Annotated in this window: 14 protein-coding genes; 7 read left to right on the top strand and 7 right to left on the bottom strand. The window is 40.4% G+C overall.

Going from position 1 to position 19,423, the window contains the following annotated elements:
* Window positions 1-29: 29 nt before the first annotated feature.
* From BCU94_RS02435 to BCU94_RS02405, 7 genes are all read right to left on the bottom strand, one after another.
* Window positions 30-2,600 carry a TonB-dependent receptor gene (locus tag BCU94_RS02435; protein ID WP_102475522.1) on the bottom strand — a complete coding sequence of 857 codons (2,571 nt, stop codon included), beginning with the start codon at window positions 2,598-2,600 and terminating at the stop codon, window positions 30-32.
* Window positions 2,601-3,332: 732 nt separating this feature from the next.
* Window positions 3,333-4,340 carry a Holliday junction branch migration DNA helicase RuvB gene (gene ruvB / locus BCU94_RS02430; RefSeq protein WP_076536398.1) on the bottom strand — a complete coding sequence of 336 codons (1,008 nt, stop codon included), beginning with the start codon at window positions 4,338-4,340 and terminating at the stop codon, window positions 3,333-3,335.
* A 35-nt stretch (window positions 4,341-4,375) separates the two neighbouring features.
* Entirely contained in the window at window positions 4,376-4,993 is a 618-nt protein-coding gene (ruvA, locus tag BCU94_RS02425; protein WP_102475521.1) for a Holliday junction branch migration protein RuvA, read from the bottom strand.
* Window positions 4,990-5,511, bottom strand: a complete 522-nt coding sequence (gene ruvC, locus BCU94_RS02420; RefSeq protein WP_102475520.1) for a crossover junction endodeoxyribonuclease RuvC — start codon at window positions 5,509-5,511, stop codon at window positions 4,990-4,992. The genes ruvA and ruvC overlap by 4 nt, the downstream gene beginning before the upstream one ends.
* A 15-nt stretch (window positions 5,512-5,526) precedes the next feature.
* On the bottom strand, window positions 5,527-6,273 hold the full coding sequence (locus tag BCU94_RS02415; RefSeq protein WP_102475519.1) for a YebC/PmpR family DNA-binding transcriptional regulator: 747 nt from the start codon (window positions 6,271-6,273) through the stop codon (window positions 5,527-5,529).
* A gap of 118 nt (window positions 6,274-6,391) precedes the next feature.
* Window positions 6,392-8,173, bottom strand: coding sequence for an aspartate--tRNA ligase (aspS, locus tag BCU94_RS02410; protein ID WP_102475518.1), 1,782 nt, complete (start codon window positions 8,171-8,173; stop codon window positions 6,392-6,394).
* Between the two features lie 301 nt (window positions 8,174-8,474).
* Window positions 8,475-11,306 (bottom strand): transporter substrate-binding domain-containing protein, encoded by a 2,832-nt coding sequence (locus BCU94_RS02405; RefSeq protein ID WP_102475517.1) that lies wholly within the window; start codon window positions 11,304-11,306, stop codon window positions 8,475-8,477.
* 236 nt (window positions 11,307-11,542) lie between these two features.
* Between BCU94_RS02405 and cmoA the strand changes: the two genes are divergently transcribed.
* From cmoA to BCU94_RS02370, 7 genes are read left to right on the top strand one after another with little or no spacing between them, the layout of a single operon-like run.
* Window positions 11,543-12,274, top strand: a complete 732-nt coding sequence (gene cmoA / locus BCU94_RS02400) for a carboxy-S-adenosyl-L-methionine synthase CmoA (RefSeq protein ID WP_102437206.1) — start codon at window positions 11,543-11,545, stop codon at window positions 12,272-12,274.
* Window positions 12,271-13,263: a tRNA 5-methoxyuridine(34)/uridine 5-oxyacetic acid(34) synthase CmoB gene (cmoB, locus tag BCU94_RS02395; RefSeq protein WP_102437204.1), complete on the top strand. Its 993-nt coding sequence runs from the start codon at window positions 12,271-12,273 to the stop codon at window positions 13,261-13,263. The genes cmoA and cmoB overlap by 4 nt, the downstream gene beginning before the upstream one ends.
* Before the next feature lie 29 nt (window positions 13,264-13,292).
* Entirely contained in the window at window positions 13,293-14,057 is a 765-nt protein-coding gene (locus BCU94_RS02390; RefSeq protein ID WP_102437202.1) for an ATP-dependent zinc protease, read from the top strand.
* Window positions 14,058-14,065: 8 nt separating this feature from the next.
* Window positions 14,066-15,571 (top strand): inactive transglutaminase family protein, encoded by a 1,506-nt coding sequence (locus tag BCU94_RS02385; protein WP_102475516.1) that lies wholly within the window; start codon window positions 14,066-14,068, stop codon window positions 15,569-15,571.
* Window positions 15,571-16,527: an alpha-L-glutamate ligase-like protein gene (locus BCU94_RS02380; protein ID WP_076536381.1), complete on the top strand. Its 957-nt coding sequence runs from the start codon at window positions 15,571-15,573 to the stop codon at window positions 16,525-16,527. The genes BCU94_RS02385 and BCU94_RS02380 overlap by 1 nt, the downstream gene beginning before the upstream one ends.
* Window positions 16,490-18,295: a hypothetical protein gene (locus BCU94_RS02375; RefSeq protein WP_102475515.1), complete on the top strand. Its 1,806-nt coding sequence runs from the start codon at window positions 16,490-16,492 to the stop codon at window positions 18,293-18,295. The genes BCU94_RS02380 and BCU94_RS02375 overlap by 38 nt, the downstream gene beginning before the upstream one ends.
* A complete protein-coding gene (locus BCU94_RS02370) occupies window positions 18,273-19,418 on the top strand; it encodes a DUF3541 domain-containing protein (RefSeq protein ID WP_102437196.1) in 1,146 nt (381 codons plus the stop codon). Before BCU94_RS02375 ends, BCU94_RS02370 begins: the two co-directional genes overlap by 23 nt.
* Window positions 19,419-19,423: the final 5 nt, after the last annotated feature.

Here is a 19,423-nt window from a genome sequence, read left to right as displayed (position 1 = left end):
TTTATTGGATTCATATAAGTTTTAATTGCTTAGAACTTAAATGATACACCTGCGTAGATTTGACGACCAATGGTGTCATACACTTCAGGAACTGTACCTGCATCGTTTTCACTTGGGATCATCAGTGGCTCTTCATCGGTTAAGTTTTTCACACCAATGTTAGCTGAGACTGCGTCGCTGAAGAAATACGTTGCCGAAACATTGTGGTAAAGAATTGAATCAATCGGAGCATCCGTGTTGATGTCATTCATTTCGCCAATATAACGGTTCGAATACATTACACTCCAATCACCTTGTCTAGCACTTATGTTGAAGTTGTTTTTGTATTCAGCGTAACCACCGAACATACCACCAATTGTACCAGTGTAATTTTGGCCATCTTGCTCAAACTTAATCAAGTGAGTCAGATCGTTATTGATTTTCCAATCCAAACCAAATGCTTCAAAGCTGTATGCTAAGTTAAAATCAATACCTGATGTATCTTGGTAACCAACGTTGGTTAGTGGGTTGGTTAAGTGGTCTAAATTACCATCAGCGCCAATATTAAAGGTTTCACATGCACTTATATCGTTAGCAAAACAGCTATTAAGACCCGCTTGTACATCTAAACGCGCAATAGCGTTATCAATCTTAAATCTCCACCAATCTAGGGTGATAGATAGGCCATCAACATAACTTGGTGAGTAAACTAAACCAGCAGTATAAGACTCTGAAGATTCAGCATCTAAGTTTTCATCTGAGGTGTAGTTAACTAAAATTTGGTCATCTAACTCATTACCCCAAGGATCATCTAGGAAGTCGAATGAACCTGAGTTTCCACCAAATAATTCGCTGACACTTGGCGCACGGAAACCAGTAGCAGCTACTGTACGAAGCATTAAATCATCGGTCGCCTCATAAGTTAAGCCCACTTTCCAAGTTGCAGCACTACCAAAAGTAGAGTAATCATCATAACGAAGTGCAAACTCACCAGTTAATTTTTCAGTGAAAGGAACACTGACTTCTTGGTAAACAGAGAATACATCAAAGCTGCCATCAGTTGGATCTTGCTGCGCTGCAGTACCTTCACCAGCAATAATTACTGGATCTGGATTGTAATAACCACTTTCATGACGGTACTCTACACCGATTGCGAAAGCCACTGCACCAGCATCTAAATCAAATGCTTCACCGCTGATCACACCAGCAATAACATGTTGATCGTTACCGCCATCAGTTTGCTCTGTGTAGCTAACGGCATCAATCATCTCTTGGCTCATAGGATCGCCAGAAAACCATGCATCTTGATTCGCATTGATTGATTTTATCATGTTGCCTTGGTGAATTGAATTATGTACCCAAGTATCGGCTTTGTTACTACCATAGGTATATGACACATCCCAGTCCATACCGGTGTTAATATCTAAATAACCGGCTAAACCAGCGGATACACGTAAGGTATCGGTTTCTTGTTCATAAACACGGTTACCCACGTCATTCATACGTTTACGGTAGTTAATAAACCCTTTGTCATCAGCTACGATTCCAGCTGATATCATAGCATCATCCAACGTAATGCAATCATCTTGCTTAATATTACCTTCACAAACTTCTAAATCTAAGTTAGCAGGTTGAGCCGCCATCATTTGGCTAGATTTACGTTTAGTGTAAAGGATATCACCGCTTAAAATCATGTCATTTGAAAATTCGTGGTTACCGTTAGCAAAGAAGCTATAGCGTTTATTTGGCGTTTGTAACCAGCTGTCTTGGGTGAAGTCATAACCTTGCTCTTGAGTAACCCAATCACCGTTATCATAATTTTTGACTTCTGTGACAATGTTTCCTTTATCATCAAACACAGGATTACCGTTAGAATCTAGCTTATTTCCGACGATACCGCCTTGTGGCGTAAATGAGCTATCACCCTTAGCAACCCAATCACGATCGCCCTGCATTACACCTTTACGCTCTGAGTAAGCTAAACCAAAAGTCACGTTACCTTTGCCGGTATCAAAACCATATAATGCACTTAGCTCTAGGTTCTCGCCATCACCTTTGTCAGTTGCACCGCCATTGATATCAAACTGGAAACCTTCAAAGTCTTTTTTAGTAATGATGTTAACAACACCAGCGATAGCATCTGAACCATATACTGCTGATGCGCCATCTTTTAAGATTTCAACACGAGCAATCATTGCAACTGGAATAGTGTTCAAATCGACTGCACTGTCTGCGCCAGATCCTGAGTTCACCATACGACGACCATTTAACAGTACTAATGTTCTGTTTGAACCCATACCACGTAAATCAACTTGCGCTACACCATCAGATCCGTTGTTGGTGGTCGCACCTGCAGCCATACCGGCCATAGCAGGTTGAGATTGTAGAATTTCATCTACAGAGTTATAACCTTCCGCTTTGATAGCACTGGCGTCAATCGTGGTGACAGGCGATGCTGTTTCCATATCTTGACGTTGAATACGGGAGCCCGTTACTGCAATTCTTTCTACGTTAGCAGATTCTTCTGCTGCGTAAGCACTTACCGAAACGGCTGAAGCAGCTGAAACTGACGCTAATAACGCGACGTTTACGCTGTTTGATAATTTAGATCTTTTAAGCATTTGTAGCTCCCTGGTGATATCTTTTCTTATTCTATGTACGCAATTAAATAAGTATTTAAATTTGCGTTGAACTAGATACTGTATAACCAGAGATATTTCGTCAAACCACTAACCTTTAACTTTTGACCGTTATCTTGTTAATAACTTACAAGTGCAAGTGTTAACACTAATAAGTAGCTATCGCGCTAAAATAGAATTTATTTTACTTAGCAGTGAATAACACTGCCAATAACCATCAAATAAAGTGTTATCATCTAGTGCAAAAATAACATTTTTAATACTTATCAAAACGAATATATGTGACAATGATCACACAATATTATTGAAGCTTGCGCCATATAAAATTTATTTAGTCAGTTTTTATTCAGTTTAAGATCTGTTTAGGATCTAAAACACTGTAACCCGCACCAGTACTGGGTCTTTATAGAATTATTAACTGTGGTTATTATTTAAACAAGTATATTTATAACAATGAAAGGTAATTTTATCTGTAGGATTGTTTGTATGGCTCAATTAAATAGCATTAGGTTTTAACAAGTACAACACAAGCAGGTGTTAGGTTATTACAATTTAACAATTGAGTATTATGCCATCCGGTATGTTTTATTTTTAATCATTTATAAATGTTACAATTCGTCGATAAGTTAATAATGAATATTTATTCAATACTGCACCATTATTTATAAGTAAAAAAAAGGAAAGCCTTAGCTTTCCATTTTTTATTACAACAAATTAAACTGCTGGTTTTATGATATCAAAGTGCAGATATGCTCTATCTGTTGCAATTCGGCCACGTGGTGTTCTTTGTATAAAGCCTTGTTGGATTAAAAATGGCTCTAATACATCCTCAATGGTTTCTCTGTCCTCACCAATAGCTGCGGCAAGGTTATCTAAACCCACTGGCCCGCCCATGAACTTATCAATGATGGCTAATAATAATTTTCTGTCTAGATAATCAAAGCCTTCTAAATCAACATCAAGTAAATCCAGCGCTTTTTGTGCGACCTCTGCAGTTACAAAGCCATCATGCTTTACTTCAGCGTAATCGCGAACACGTCTTAACAAACGATTAGCGATACGAGGTGTTCCCCTTGAGCGTTTTGCAATTTCAAAGGCGCCCTGCTCATCGATGGGTAATTCCATGACTTTGGCTGAGCGAGTCACAATGGTACAAAGATCTTTTACGTTATAAAACTCAAGACGCAGTGGAATACCAAAACGGGCGCGCAAAGGCGACGTTAACGCCCCTGCTCGGGTGGTGGCGCCAATTAGAGTAAAGGGTGGTAAATCCAGTTTAATGGAACGTGCTGCAGGTCCTTCACCAATCATAATATCTAATTGATAATCTTCCATTGCAGGATAGAGAATTTCTTCCACTACTGGGCTTAAGCGGTGTATTTCATCGATAAATAGCACATCACCATGTTCAAGGTTTGTCAGTAGTGCAGCGAGATCGCCCGCTTTTTCAAGTACAGGTCCTGAAGTAGACTTAATATTTACACCCATTTCATTGGCAACAATCATCGCCAGCGTAGTTTTACCTAAACCTGGAGGGCCAAAAATCAACATATGATCTAAGGCCTCTTCACGTTTAAGCGCTGCCTCTATAAACACTTTAAGCTGGGCGCGAGTATCATCTTGACCTGTATAGTCTTCAAGCATTTTAGGGCGCATCGCCCTATCAATATGTACTTCTTGCTCAAATTCTTGTGGTTGTATTAAGCGATCTGCTTCTATCATTTATATCTCTTTAATTAAGCAATTAAATACCGGAGTTAAAGCATCGATTTTAGCGCGGCTTTAATTAATACTTCGCTGGTCATGCCGTCTGAATAAGCTGTTATAACCGCTTTACTCGCTTGCGCGGGTTTGTAGCCTAATGATACTAGTGCGGCAACAGCATCTTCTTCGGCATTGTTTTCAACCACTGCAGGTTGATAGTTAGTTTGCAATGCAAACTCACGCTCGGAGCCAACGGAAGCTTCGAGTAAACTTTTCAGTTTATCGCGCATTTCAATAACTAAGCGTTCTGCAGTTTTTTTACCGACACCGGGAAGTTTTACTAAGGTCACGATATCATCACGCTCAACACAATTAACAAACTCGCCAGCGGTCATACCTGACAAAATGGTAAGCGCCAGTTTAGGGCCGACACCATTGGTTTTTATTAATAAGCGAAATAACGCCCGCTCTTGCTTAGTAATAAAACCATAAAGTAATTGCGCATCCTCACGTACCACAAAGTGGGTGTATAGCATTGCGGTATGGTTTAATTCCGGTAACTCGTAAAAACTGGTCATTGGTACCTGTAACTCGTAACCAACGCCATTAACATCAAGTACAATTTCTGGGGCCTGTTTCTCAACCACCAATCCGCATAATCTTCCAATCATTTGTATCTTCCATATGTGCGGCTTTGAGCTTTTCCACCCAGCGCAATTAAACTTTGATAAGTGTGGTAGTGACAAATAGCAACGCCAAGTGCATCAGCAGCATCAGCTTGAGGCGCAGCAGGCAATTTAAAAATTTGCTGGATCATATGCTGAACTTGCGCTTTTTGCGCGCGCCCCGTCCCCACAACAGCACTTTTAATTTGGGTTGCACTGTATTCAGCAACCGGCAAATTAGCATTCATGGCCGCCACAATGGCGGCGCCGCGTGCTTGCCCAAGCTTTAGAGCCGAATCGGCATTTTTTGCCATAAAAACCCGTTCAATGGCAAATTGATCCGGCTGGTATTGCTTGATGATTTCTGTAATGCCATCAAAAACTTGTTTTAATCGAGTCGGCAAATCATCTGCTGAGGTTCGAATACAGCCACTGCCTAAATACAGTTGTTGTCTGCCTTGGCACTTGATGACGCCGTATCCGGTAATTCGTGAACCAGGATCAATGCCTAATATTGTTGTCACGGTTTTAAGGTTTCCTTAACCTAGACTTTCCATTACTTCGTCTGATATTTCAGCGTTATGATAAACCTCTTGAACATCATCATGATCTTCTAAATTATCGATCAAGCGCATAAATTTAGCTGCGGTATCAGCATCTAAATCGGCTTTAGTACCGGCAATCATGGTGACTTCGGCATTTACTGCTTCAAAACCAGCAGCATCTAGGGCATCTTTAACACTCCCAAATGCATCAGGCGTGGTGAGTACATCAAATGCACCATTATCATGGGAAACCACATCATCTGCACCCGCTTCTAAGGCAGCGTCCATCAGTTGATCTTCATCGACAGTATTTGGATATGAAATGACCCCAGATTTTGTAAACATATAAGCGACAGAACCATCGGTGCCTAGGTTACCACCTGACTTACTGAATGCATTGCGTACGCCAGAGACAGTTCGGTTTTTGTTGTCGGTCATGGTTTCAACCATCACTGCGGTGCCACCTGGGCCGTACCCTTCATAAATAATGGTATCAAGCTGCTGACCATCAAGCTCGCCGGCACCACGTTTTACTGCGCGCTCTACCGTGTCTCGGGTCATATTATTTGATAAAGCTTTGTCTATTGCGGCGCGTAGACGCGGGTTAGCATCTGGATCTGATCCGCCTTCTCGTGCTGAAACGGTTAACTCACGAATAAATTTACTGAATAATTTGCCACGCTTGGCATCTTGGGCCGCTTTACGATGCTTAATATTGTCCCATTTACTGTGTCCAGCCATGGTAAGTCCTTTAAATTTCCGGTCTCAATACCTGTTAGATTACACACTTAGGTATTATAAAAACAGACCGAGGCATATGCCTCGGTTTGTTATTTTATCAATGTAGCCAAACTTTAGATTACTCTTCAGTAGCGGGCTTCTCTTGCGGAATAACATTGATACCTAATTCAACTAACTGCTGCGGGTTAGCAAAACCTGGGGCATTAGTTAACGGACATGCCGCAGTGGTTGTTTTAGGGAATGCCATTACATCACGTATTGAGCTTGCACCTGTCATTAACATGATAATGCGATCTAAACCAAAGGCTAAACCTGCATGAGGTGGTGTACCATAACGTAATGCTTCAAGTAAGAAGCCAAACTTCTCGTTGGCTTCTTCATCTGAAATACCTAAGATACGGAATACCGCGCTTTGCATCTCTGCATTATGAATACGCACTGAACCGCCGCCTAATTCACAGCCATTTAATACCATATCGTATGCATCTGAAATCGCAGCGGCTGGATCCGCTTCTAATTGCTCTGGGGTAACATCACATGCTGCGGTAAACGGATGGTGAACAGCGTGGAAACCACCATTAATTTTCTCAAACATTGGGAAGTCAACAACCCACAATGGACGCCATTCACCTTCAAGTAGGTCAAAATCTTCACCGGCTTTAAGACGTAGTGCTCCCATTGCTTCAGCAACAACATTGGCTTTATCAGCGCCAAATAACACGATGTCACCAGTTTGCGCACCTGTGCGACTGATAATTTCGTTAACGATTTCTTCGTTTAAGAATTTAAGTACTGGTGATTGAATACCTTCAATGCCAGCAGATAAGTCGTTAATCTTCATCCACGCTAGGCCTTTAGCACCATAGATGCCAGCGTACTTAGTGTAGTTGTCAATTTGTTTGCGAGACAAAGATGCGCCTGCTGGAATGCGTAATGCCGCAACACGACCTTCGACATCGTTAGCTGGACCACTGAATACTGCAAATTCTACGTCTTTAACCAAATCAGCGATGTCCACTAACTCTAGTGGGTTACGTAAATCAGGCTTGTCTGAACCAAAACGTGCCATGGCTTCTGCATATGGCATACGTGGAAATTCACCTAAATCGACATTTAATAAGTCGTTAAATAAACCACGAACCATTTCTTCAGTTTTCGCCATCACTTGATCTGACGACATGAAAGAAGTTTCGATATCTATTTGAGTAAATTCTGGTTGGCGATCTGCACGTAAATCTTCATCACGGAAACACTTTACGATCTGGTAATAACGGTCAAAACCAGACATCATTAACAATTGCTTAAACAACTGTGGTGACTGAGGTAAGGCAAAGAATTGACCTTTATAGGTCCGGCTTGGAACTAGATAATCACGAGCGCCTTCTGGTGTAGCTTTGGTTAAGATTGGCGTTTCAATATCTAAAAAACCGCTGTCATCAAGGAAACGACGCACAGCACTAGTCACTTTAGAGCGAAATACGATTCTGTCAGCCATTTCTGGGCGACGTAAATCTAAGTAGCGGTATTTTAAACGCTGCTCTTCACTATTGTTTTGGTAGTTATCCATGCTTAGTGGTAACGGCGCAGAAGCATTGATAATAACTAAGTCTTTACCTAATACTTCAATTTCACCGGTTTTCATTTGTGCATTAATTTGGCTTTCTGGTCTTGCACGCACCACGCCTTTTACTTGTACACAAAATTCACCACGTAAACTACTGGCAACCTTGAAAACATCTTCTAAATCCGGATCATAAACAACTTGTACAATCCCTTCTCTGTCACGAAGATCTAAAAAAATCACGCCACCTAAATCACGGCTACGGTTTACCCAACCTACTAAGGTGACTTCTTGACCAAGATGAGACTTATTGACGTCTCCACAATATTGACTGCGCATTTAACTCTACCCTTAATTCGGTAATAGGTTCTAAAAAATAATTCTGTTAAACATTAGATAAATAATGCTAGCAACTATAGTACTTAAACAACGTCAATGACGTGATAAATAAATCCGAACATTATTTTACTACAAGCTTTGAAATAGTTTACTGCAATTAACGCGGCTTTAGGAAAAAGTTAGCACAATAAACGTGCAAAAAAGCATCATCCAATGCTTTTTTTGTGGATCTGCTGCATTTTTGGTTAACCGCTGCCAAGCCTTAAGTTTATTTGTTAGAAATTAATCAAGACTATTCAGCTTATTGGTAACCTAAGTTGTTAGCGCTTTTCTTGTTGCGGTACATATTTTTATCAGCACACTTTAACAATGCAATGGCGTTATCACCATCATCAGGATAAATCGCCATACCGATACTGGCAGTAAGCGTTAGACTGATACCATCAATACTCAAAGGCTCTGTTAGGTTAGCTGTAATGGTTTCAGCCACCTTAATTGCACTTTCTGCGTTATCGATATTATTCAGTAGTATGACAAATTCATCACCACCAAATCGAGAAACTGTATCTGATTTTCTAACCGCTTTTTTCAAGCTATTTGCTATAGCAACTAATGCTTGATCACCAACATGATGGCCATAGGTGTCATTAACTGCTTTAAACTTATCGATATCAATAAATAAAATGGCAAATTTATGTTGTTCTCTTAGATGAGCGGTGACGGCGCAAGCTAATCTATCATCAAGTAAACACCGATTAGGTAAATGAGTCACAGGATCATGCTCAGCTGCAAATTTACTTTCTAATTGTGCTTGTTTACGAAGCTCCACTTCTGCCTTCAGCCGCCTGTTACCCCAAATAACCAACAATGTAATAGCGCTAACAATAACTAACCCTATCAACAGCATCTTAAACCAATGTTGATATTTATCCGCTTCGCTACTTAAGTCAATGGCCACCCATTGCTGATACATTTGCTGCTGCTTTGTTTCATCAATAGTTTCTAAGGCACGATTAATTAGTGGGATGAGCTTTTTAAGTTCTGAATAGACGCCAATATGACTTTTTTGCTCTGCTAAATCCGCTACCAGTGCTATTTTTAAATCAGGGAAACCACCTTCATTAAGTGCATAAGCCAAGGTAACCACTTGCTCAATAAATAAATCAGCTTGACCTGTAGATACGGCTTTTAAACCACTTTTGACATCTGCCACAGGCATGATCTTTAAGCCTGGAAATTGTTGCCTTAATTGATTATTGATGCTGTACCCTTTGACCACAGCAATCCGTTTACTTGTGTATTGACTTAAATTAAATAGTGGTTGCTCAGTGAGTGAGGTGGCAATGGCCCAAGGAGATGGCCAGTAACCATCGGTAAATTCGAGCGTAGGCTGCTGCAATTTACTCTTGGCCATACTAGCGACCATGTGTATGGTTCCTGATTTAATATCATTGTTAAGGCTATCCCAATCTTGATAAGCAACTGGAATAATATCGATTCCTAATTGATTAGAGATAATGTCAGTGACGTCGCTGTTAACGCCAGAAAACTCACCCTGTTCATTTTGATATTCCATTGGTGCCCAGTCGTCTAAATAGCCCAATTTTAATGCACCTAAGGAGTCCAAATATTTTTGCTCGTTATGACTTAAAAATATTTGCTTATCACGGCTAATAAAAGTGCGGTCGTCATTATTAACCAGCCATTTACGCTCTATTTTATTTAGTTCATGCAAACTAATCAGCTTGAAACCATTGGTGATACGCTCAGCAAGCTCTGTGTTTTCAACATTGGTGAGGTTATAAATCTGGGTGCTAAATTCAGTTGAAGTGAGCTGATTGAAATCTGCCCATTTTTTATTATTAAGTAAGTAATGTGACGTAGTCGCACTCGATGCAACAAAGCCGACAATATCGCCGTCTTGGCTCGCTTTGACCATTTGAGCCATAGAATCGTAATACCGCAGCTGCGCATTAGGCAATAATGTTCTCAGTTCAACAATATAAGGAGATGTGGCAAAAATACCAATGCGTTTACCATCAACTTGACTAATATTGGTTAATTCTTTTTGGTAACTAAAAAAACGACTTTTTACAGTGTATAAATGATTAGCTCGATGCAAGCCAGTATTTATGCTGTCACTTTCAGGATAGCCAATATGTACATCGGCTAAACCTTTTTTAACGAAATTAATACTACCGTTCATATCGCTAGGTATAAAGTTGATACTAATACCCGTTTTTTCAGACCATAACTGCCAAATATCGACAAATAAACCATGGGGTTGACCATCAGGGTTTATATCAACAAACGGCTCAATTTCAACTTGCATAGCGATCATTAAGCCGCCTGATTCACGTCTCAGGCCAAACCAGCGTTTCTCAATATCATCAACCACCTTCGCTGATATTTGCGCAAAACCTTGGTTAATTTCAGCAACCCAATGACTGTGCCGTTTGGCAACCGCTGGCGCTAAATTAACTGTATTAACTGAGATCCTAGCGGAAGTTTGATAGTTATTGGCCAAATCAAAATTAACCGGAATCCCTTGATAATAACCTTGAATAGCAGCAAAAGCATATAGCTCGCCATCAATTACCGCGTCCACGAGTTCACGTTTAGTTTTGAAGGTTTTAAATGTGAGACTAGGTTCAATGGCTAATAAATCATCGAGATGAGATGTGCCTTCGATAACCCCTATTTTAAAAGGTTTTAAATCTGTGATGCTTTTCTTAGTGGCGATATCATTATGAAGGTAAACGTAATTATTTAATGTTGTTATTTGATTGGCATAAGCAAATTTTGTCTTTCTTTTCGCGTTTACTACCATTCCTATATGGGCATCGACCTTACCTTCTTCAACAGCAGAGAGTGACTCCTTCCATGGCATGGGCTTAAAAATCACTTTAATGCCACTCTTAACTGACCATTCGTGCCATAAATCGACCATCAAACCCGAAGGGTTACCATTTTGATCAACAAATTGATAAGGGTAAGCGTCTTCACTCATTGAAATAGATATTGTTTTCGGTAGTGAGCTTACTAGTATCTCATCTGAGGAGGTATTAGCCCAAGTAGCAGTGGTGAGCACTAAACTGACTATGATGACAAATATAAATTGAGTGAACTTCAAGCGCTATCCCTTGTGCAAGATGTATTTTCTCTGAAGAAAAAGGTTATGTGTTTGTTGGTTATTTTTAATTACTGTACATCATACCGTTTTATATCGACTAATTGTCTAACAAGATGAATAATTTACCGAGAAAATAGCCAATAAACAAAATAATTTACAAAAATTCCAATGGGATACTTGCTGCTATTTGTTAGGATTAGCTAGAATGACAATATAATACTCCTAAGTTACTGCAGATGAACTCTCAACAAGACACAATTTACGCCACAGCAACTGACAAAATATCAGATTTTCAATTTGATAATCGCGTCGCTGGTGTGTTCAACGATATGATCAGACGTTCTGTACCTGGTTATGCACAAATCATTAATACGATAGGTGATTTTGCTGATAGGTATGTAACGCCAAATTCTAATATTTATGATTTAGGCAGCTCCTTAGGCTCTGCTACCTTAAGTATTCGTCGTCAAATTGAACAACGCCAATGCCGTATCATCGCAGTAGATAATAGCGAGTCTATGGTTTCTCGATGTCAGGAAAATCTCGCGGCTTATGTCAGTGATACTGAGGTTGAGTTAATTTGTGGTGACATTAGAGATGTAGAAATCACCAATGCATCGATGGTGGTGTTAAATTTCACCTTACAGTTTTTACCGGTGCAAGATAGAGATAGCCTGATCAAAAAAATATTTCAAGGCTTATTGCCTGGCGGCATTTTAGTGATCTCAGAAAAGCTCTGCTTTGAAGATGATGTGATTCAATCATTGCTGTATGAACAACACCTCGATTTTAAACGTGCTAATGGCTACAGTGAGTTAGAAATCAGCCAAAAACGCAGCGCACTTGAAAATGTGATGCGCCCAGACAGTTTAACAATCCACCAACAACGCTTTACTGATAATGGCTTTAGTCATTCAACTGTATGGTTCCAATGTTTTAATTTCGCATCTATGGTGGCTATCAAGTGATTAGTTTCAGCTCTTTTTATCAACAAATTGCCGACTCATCGTTACAACACTGGTTGGAAGAATTACCGGCTATTTTAGGAAAGTGGCAACGTGAACATAAACACGGCAATTTACCTAAATGGGAAAAAGTCCTTAACAAACTTAATTACCCTACTCCAACAAGCATCGATTTATTCAATGGTGTCAAAATTGGCGATGGCAGCCAATTAACTGCAGGTCAAACTGAAAAACTTGAAAACCTTTTAGGCTTGTTTCAACCTTGGCGTAAAGGTCCTTTTAATATTCATGGTATTGATATCGATACCGAATGGCGCAGTGACTGGAAATGGGATCGAGTAAAACCACATATTTCACCGTTAGAGAATCGCACCGTGCTAGATGTAGGTTGTGGTAGCGGCTACCACATGTGGCGCATGCTAGGGGCTGGCGCAAAACGTGTCGTGGGTATTGACCCTTCGCCGTTATTTTTATGCCAATTTGAAGCCGTTAAGCGTTTAGCGGGTAATCAGCATCCTGTTCATTTATTGCCATTAGGAATTGAAGAACTGCCAGCACTTGATGCGTTTGATACAGTGTTTTCTATGGGAGTGTTATATCACCGCCGCTCACCTATCGACCATCTAATGCAGTTACGTGATCAACTGCGTATGGGCGGCGAATTGGTATTAGAAACTTTAGTTATCGATGGTGATGAAAATGCGGTTTTAGTGCCAGAAGACAGATACGGCAAAATGAACAACGTATGGTTTTTACCCTCCGTTGATGCGTTAATGTTATGGCTTAAAAAATGCGATTTTACCGATATCCGTTGTGTCGATGTTGATGTCACCTCTATGGCAGAACAGCGCTCAACTAAATGGATGAAAAACGAGTCGTTAGTGGATTATCTTGATCCAAATGATGTTAGTTTAACGGTAGAAGGTTACCCTGCACCCAAACGTGCAACGATTATTGCAATAAAGAACCAACCTAATCACGACTTAATTTAACCTAGATTATTAAAATAACAGGAATTATCATGTTAAAGCAGGTATTTATTTTATCTTGTACAGCCGCGTTAATCACCGGCTGTGCTTCAACAGAAAAAGTAACTCCGGTTGGTAGTGAAGAGTTTACTTCAAATTTAGCCAGTTCTCAGGCCGCTATTATTGAAGCGATTAATAGCCAATGTATTAGCGCCACACCTGAAATTGTTGCCTTAAACGAAGAAGTACAACAATTAAGGTTACAAATCACCGATACTCTTACCAAACAATCTGAAAAAATGGATGCTGATGCCGTTGCATTAGCGCAATTAAATGAACCACCTCAGTGTCCTGAGTCAGCAATAACCGATAAGTTTGTTCTGGGTGAAGTAGAAAGTGTTTTTATTGACGAATTAAAAGCCGCTTTTGCAACGCGTATTGATACTGGCGCTGAATCGTCATCATTAGATGCCCGCAATATTGTGTTATTTGAACGTAATGGCGTTCAATGGGTTCGCTTCGATGTAATGATCAATGGAGAGGATCAACCTGGGGATACTTTTGAACATAAAGTTGAACGTTTTGTGCGCATTAAACAAGATGCAGAACAACCTGATGATCGCCGCCCCGTTATTCATGCCCACCTGCAAATTGGTAAATACGCCGCTGAAACTGACTTAAACTTAACCGATCGTAGCCATTTAGATTATCCCTTACTACTTGGTCGTAAATTTATGAAAGATATTGCTGTAGTCGATGTCGGCCAGAGCTATATTCATGGAAAAAAAGACAAACAAATAACGACAAAAGTTAAATAGGACTTCTAATGCATTCACGTAAACCGTTTTTTATCTTCGTCGCGTTATTATTTATATTCGGTACTGCAGCCAGTATTTATCGCAGCGTTGAACACAACGTCCCTTTCCTTCCTGGTCAGCAGGTTCAAAGCTGGTCAGTGGAAGCAAAAGTGATGTTTAATGGTAATAATAACCCAACCGAAGTATCACTCTCTTTGCCACAAGATCCTGCATTTGATGTGCTTTCAGAAAATGCTACCTCACCGGGATATGGTCTAAATATCTCAGAAGGGGCTGACAGAAGAGCAGTTTGGTCAATTCGTGAATCCTCTGGACGTCAATCCTTATATTACCGTGTAACACTGGTACCGACAGGTCAACTTGACGTCACCCAAGATGAAGTACCTGAAACACCAGAACCCTTTTTATGGCAAGTCACTGAAAAAGGCGCCGCTGACCAAATCATGAACGATGTATGGCAGCGCAGTGCTAATAACCTTTCTTACGCACAGCAGTTAATGTCAGTGATTAACGACACTAATCAATCGCAGAATTTAGCACTGTTATTATCAGTTAACACTCGTACCCAGTTGTTTTTGCAAATGCTGCACTCTAAAGGCGTTCCTGCAAAACAAGTGAGTGGTCTAATGCTAGAAGACCAACGTCGTCGTCAGCAACTCAATCCTTATGTGCAGGTTTATCATAATGGTGAATGGGTTTTATTTGATGTTGAAGGCAACAGACAAGGCCGTCCTGATAACTTGGTTTTATGGCAACACAATAACCAATCGGTGTTAGATGTTGTTGGTGGCAGTAACTCGCAAGTTAACTTTTCAATGTTGCAAGAAACACGCTCAGCACTGGCAACCTCTATCGATATGATGAAAAACTCAGATGCACTGGATTTTTCTTTGTACCAATTACCACTAGAAGAACAAAGTACCTTCAAAGGGATTTTATTGATCCCAATTGGCGTGCTTGTGGTGGTGTTCTTAAGAGTGATTATCGGTATCAAGACATCAGGTACCTTTATGCCGGTACTGATTGCATTAGCCTTTATTCAAACCACATTATTGACCGGCTTAATTGGCTTCTTGTTAATTGTCGCCTTTGGTTTGATGATCCGCTCCTATTTATCGCAACTTAACTTATTGCTCATATCCCGAATATCCGCGGTCATTATTGTAGTGATATTTATTATTGGCTTGTTTACGCTTATTTCCTATAAAGTGGGATTAAGTGAAGGCTTAACCATTACCTTCTTCCCGATGATCATTTTGGCATGGACCATTGAACGTATGTCAATTTTATGGGAAGAAGAAGGCCCTAAAGCGGTAGTGATGGCCGGCGGTGGTAGCTTGTTTGTCGCCACCTTAGCCTACCTTGCTATGAGTAACAGTTGGATCCAATATTGGGTATTTAACTTCTTAGGTATTCACTTAGTGATTTTAGCAATGGTGTTAGTGATGGGCCAATACACTGGCTACCGTCTCACAGAGCTTAAACGCTTTAAACCTTTGGCTGGAGATCAGTAATGAACTTTGCCTGGCCTTGGGAGCTGCGCCGCAAAGGCGTATTAAATATGAATAAGCGTAATATCGATTACATTGGAAAATATAATCCTCGTAAATATTACAAACGCGTGGATGACAAGCTGATTACCAAGCAATTAGCTTTAGCCAATGGTATTGCCGTACCTGACTTGATTGGTGTTGTTGAAGAGCAGCACAAAATCAATGATATTCCGCAAATGGTCATCGACCGTACTGGCTTTGTGATAAAGCCAGCAAAAGGTTCTGGCGGTAAAGGGATTTTGGTGATCACTAAAGTGGAAGGCGGTCGCTATTATAAACCTAATGGCGATGAAGTGACGCCGACTGAAGTTTATCGCCATGTCTCCAACATCTTAAGTGGGTTGTTTTCTTTAGGCGGCACCCCTGATGTCGCCATTGTTGAAGGCTTGATTGAGTTCGATCCGGTTTTTGATGGTTTTAGTTACGAAGGCGTGCCTGATATCCGCTTAATCGTGTTTAAAGGCTATCCAGTAATGGGCATGCTACGCTGCTCAACAGCTGCTTCTGATGGCAAAGCTAATTTGCACCAAGGCGCTGTCGGTGTCGGTTTAGATATTGCTACAGGCAAAAGTTTGTTTGCTGTTCAATTTGATGAACCTGTTTTAAAGCATCCTGATACTCAATTTGAATTGTCACAAATTCAAGTCCCAAACTGGGACACCCTGCTTCATACCGCATCCAGTGCCTATGAAATGTGTGAACTGGGTTATTTAGGAACCGATATGGTTTTGGATAAGCAGCGAGGTCCATTACTACTGGAGCTAAATGCTCGACCAGGACTTGCAATTCAAACCGCAAACGGTAGAGGGATTTTACAACGCTTGCAACATGTTGAGTCTATCAAAGGCCCTGCCGTTTCAGTGGAAGAACGTGTGGCTTATGCCAAAAAGCATTTCTGTAGTAATCCTAACTTTTAGTTTATTGGCAACTGCGCAAGCAGTTGCCAATCCTCTTCAGCTGTTTGTGCAACAATGTTTGCAATACAAACCGTCTTTAGCATCCCTAGATTTAAAGCAAACAACCCCTTACCAAACATTACAGTTTGAGCAATTAACCTTAGGCTTTAACAATTTTAACGACCGTTTAAATTACTACCGCCACTTAGCCACTCATAACCAGCGTGAAGGGCTATTAATGTGCCAATTACATTTAGCTGATGAATTATCAGCATTGTTAACAGCGCCTCAATTATCCAGTTTTATCGCTGAGCTTGAAGATAGCCACATGCCCTACTCTTTATTAGCCAATAAAATTAACGCGATTACACTAGCCCAACTTGATATCGATACCAAATCACAGTTACACAATGCACAGGCAACGATAAGACGAAACCTTAGTAATAGTAATTTGAAATTGGTATTTAATAACGCACAATGCCAGTTAGATACCAACCGCGATGATACAAACTCTGCTTTTGAGATCAGTTTAGCCAAATACTTACTTTTACAACCAGATGAGCAATGCCGAAAAACCACTTGGCAGGCCTATCAAGCACGGGCAAAAAGTAAAAATCAGCAGTTATTAGCGACAATTAAAACCATTAAGCAGCAAGTTTCAGCGCCTGAGCCCAGCATTGCTTCAGCTGAAGCCCAAAGCGCGCCATTACAGGCAACCCAATCATTATCAACAAAGCCGTTATTAACAAATCAGCTGTTATTATCCTTCTTAGAAAGCCAAACCAATAATATTAATACAGCGCCTTGGAATATCGGTAAAACCCTTAGTCAGATAAAAAATACCCCTTATCTTGGCCCCAAAAACAGTAGTGATTTATTTCAGCAAGTTGTCGATGTATTAACGCCTCTGGGGCTTGAATTCGAAGCGATTCCCCTCCAAGTGCAAGCTGATATGTCGTCCACTAATGAAACCAATACCACCGCGAGTACTGGCAATGGCACTGCAACGGTCAATGAACCATCAGAACCAATTACAACTTATCGCTTGTGGCATCAGCAGCGTTTAGTTGGTGAACTCTATATCCATACAAGTAAGCATTCGATGGCGAATATCATTAGGTATCCGGTGATCGGTCAGCAATTTGCCCAAGCGAGCGTGGTTTTTCCAAAATATTTATCTAATCGGCGCCAAGCAATGCAACTGGTGAAAAGCCTCAGCGAGGCCATTACTGCTATGACTCGAGGCAGCCAATTCTATTTGGTAAATAAGCTTGGAGTATCAACAGATAATTATTTATTAGGTTATTATTGGTTAAGCAGTCATCTACAACACCAATTAGCCTATTTAACCCCTTCAGCGAGAGAGCAATTTGCTGAGTCTTATCGACAGCAACTTAGGGTATTTCGCAGCAAAGTCGCTTGGTATTATTTAAACTCTGAGCAGCAAGGGGATGATATAAATAATCAACAACTAAATAGCGCCATCAATCAGGCTTTTCAGGCGAGTTTTAATCAACAATGGCCGGATGCAAAAAATATGGCCTATAGCTTTAACGGCATAGCTAATGAAGGGCTCGATTACTATCACCCACTTTGGCAACAAAATTTAGTTAATTTGATTAATACAGACACTAACGCTTCAATAACAAATCGCCAAGTTTTTGATATTTTGGTAGTTAATGAAGATAATTTATCCCTAATCCAACAAATGAGCATTATACTTAATCCACCGACTGATCCATCATCAATCATCAGGAGAGCCTTTAATGTTGGCAATTCGAAAATTTAAATCCTTAACCAGTTTAATCAGCTTTTCGTTGCTACTTACTTGTGCCAGCAGCTTTGCTGAAACCAGAGATAACCATCAATTAACTCACCAGCAAGTTCGAAGCGCAATTCAGCTTAACCTTGAACAAAATATGTATTCCTTGCCACCTCGAATTCAAGGGCATTATGGTTTACGTATGTATCGCATGACTGGTGATGAAAAGTACGCTAATGCCGCTTTAATTGATTTGATCACCATTACAGAAAGACAAAACTACTTTGCCTGTAATATGGATAAACCTAATTTTATTGAAGATGAAGCCGAACAAGCTATTAGCGTGTTAGGTAAAGGTCCTCGTGCTAAAGCGCGTAAAAAAGCCCTTAAGCCGTTTCCAGAGTTTATTTTCTATAGCGATATTTTATTGCGCTATGCCAGTCGCACCGATGAACTGGGTTTCATGGGGCCATGTCATGAGCAAATGATTAAAGGCTTAAAAGCCTATGATTTAACCCCAGCTTTGACTGATCCTAAAATGATCACATCATGGGCCGCGCAGTTAGTGAATTATGTTTACTGGGCTAAACAGCTAAATGTGGGGGATTATGTCGAGGTATATAAACAAGCGTTCATCGAGACTTATCCTGACGATAAAGACAACAATCTTGATAAAAAGCAGTACCGAAACAAGCTATATGGTATGACACACTTTATTTTTGCCTCTAGTGGTTATTATCAAGAGCAAGTTAACGCCAAAGATTATCAATGGATTTTAGATTACTTTAATAACAACATTGATCGGATCTTAACTGATGCAACCGATGACATTATTTCAGAAGTCGGCATTAGCTTTTTATTAGCGGGTCAGCCAAACCATCCTGTGGTTAAAAAGACTCAAAACCATATTGCGGCGTCATTTATCCCTGAGTATCAACTGATCCCGTCACCTCGTGGTAATCCCAATATGGTGTCAGGCGAACACCGCAATGTATTGGCGATGATGCTTCTTGATTGGCCAGAGAAGCTGCATAAAGGCCCTTACCTTGCTGAAATAAAAGCGACGAAGAAGTATTTGCCGGTGCAAGTGACGCCTAAAGATCTCACTAAAACTAACAGCAATACAAAAGAGAAACCTAGCGCTAAGTAATTAAG

Origin of the sequence: Shewanella sp. 10N.286.52.C2 (assembly GCF_002874545.1) — a bacterium.
GTDB lineage: Bacteria > Pseudomonadota > Gammaproteobacteria > Enterobacterales > Shewanellaceae > Shewanella.
This window is presented reverse-complemented; position numbering and strand designations above follow the sequence as displayed.